General features: G+C 66.9%; 1 protein-coding gene. It reads right to left on the minus strand.

Annotation, left to right across the window (positions count from 1 at the left end; translation table 11 throughout):
• Positions 1-176: 176 nt before the first annotated feature.
• Complete coding sequence (locus ACFYXM_RS37100; protein ID WP_389296262.1) at positions 177-1,409, minus strand: IS4 family transposase; 1,233 nt, start codon at positions 1,407-1,409, stop codon at positions 177-179.
• Positions 1,410-1,451 lie beyond the last annotated feature (42 nt).

Below are 1,451 nucleotides of genomic sequence, written 5' to 3' on the forward strand. Positions count from 1 at the left end.
TTTATGTTCGCTTGACCCGTTTGGGCTTGCTGGCGTCAACGATGTTGATAGCAGGGACGCTTGGGCGATCTGTAACGCTGTGGGCTGCGCGTTTGAGGGGCCAGCTGGCGATTTTGCGTTTGATGACGCGGGGGTTGGACCGGCGGCGTCGTGGTGGCAGGAGGCGTTCGAGGAGTTCAGCGTGGGTGGCTTTGATTGCGCGGGTGAGTCTGCCGGGGGGAAAATGCCGCCTGGTCGGTGACCTGGCGGCGCACGACACGCAGTGAGCGGGTGAAGGAGATCCGGTCGGGGTCCTGGCCGGCTTGTTGTGCGGCCTGGTGCATCAGGTGCCGGATGGCGTGGTGGACGAGCAGGAAGCCGTAGAGTTCCTGCTCGGCTCCCTCAGGGTGCTGTGAACGCAGCACCAGGCGTGGCCCGCCGAGGTGGGTCTTGATTTCGTCGAGGGTGGACTCGAACTCCCATCGCTGGGCGTAGAGAGCGGCCAGTTCCGCGGCCGGGGCCTTGCCCGGGTCGAGGATCGTGGTGATGAGGCGGTAGACACCCTCGTGGCCGGCGATGGTGTACTCCACCGCGCGTACCGGCACCCCGCGACGGGTGTGGTGGATGTCGCTCCGGTCGAAGATCTCCGTGAGGTAGGAGCCGTCCGGCAGCTGCTCGACCACGGGCAGCACCAGGTCTTTACGGACTCGCCACAAGAGGTCCGCCCCGGTTGCCGCGGCTTTGCACCACAGGTCCACGCCGTAGAAGCCACGGTCGGCCAGCAGCATCATCCCCGGCCGCAGGGACGGCAGGACCGCCCGGGCCAGGGTCTGCTCTCCGGTGCGCAGAGCACCGATCGCAGCGCCGAAGACGGCGTGGGTGCCGCACTCCACCAGACCGACCATGCGCAACTGCGGGCAGCCGACGTTCTGTTCACCCCTACCGGAGCGAGGTGGACGGCCGAAGGCGTCCACGTTCGCCTTCGTGTCGGGCAGGTCGAACGTGGTGCCGTCGATCGCGGCCAGCCGCCAGCCGCGGTAGAAAGCACCCTGAGTGTCCGGTGTGGCGACCGGACGGCACACCCGCACGAACAACTGCCGCAGCGGCGCCACACCCAACCGGGACCTGGCCTTCCAGATCGCCGCCGTGCTCGGCACCGCCCACGACGCACACCAACGCCGCGCACCCCGCAAACCTGCGGTCAGCAGCCGGGCGACCTCCTCGTAGCTCTGCCCCGAGAACAGGCACATCGCCAACACGAAGTAGACCACCAGCCGGGCCGGCAACAGCCGGTTCCGCTGCTGCACCCGGCCCGTCTCCGCCAACACCTCGTCCACAAGCCCCGGAGGAAAAGCCTGTGTCAACACCCCGACCGCGACCCGATCCGACAGCCGCTCACCAGATGACTTCAGCTGACCCGCTCTTGGCATACCAACAACAACGACCAAATTGCCCTTAAGTTACCGGTATTG

Source organism: Streptomyces sp. NPDC002476 (assembly GCF_042889785.1).
GTDB lineage: Bacteria > Actinomycetota > Actinomycetes > Streptomycetales > Streptomycetaceae > Streptomyces.

Bases quoted from the DNA above. Each gene is read 5' to 3' on its own strand.
- ACFYXM_RS37100 (WP_389296262.1), bottom strand. From the start codon at position 1,409: ATGCCAAGAGCGGGTCAGCTGAAGTCATCTGGTGAGCGGCTGTCGGAT.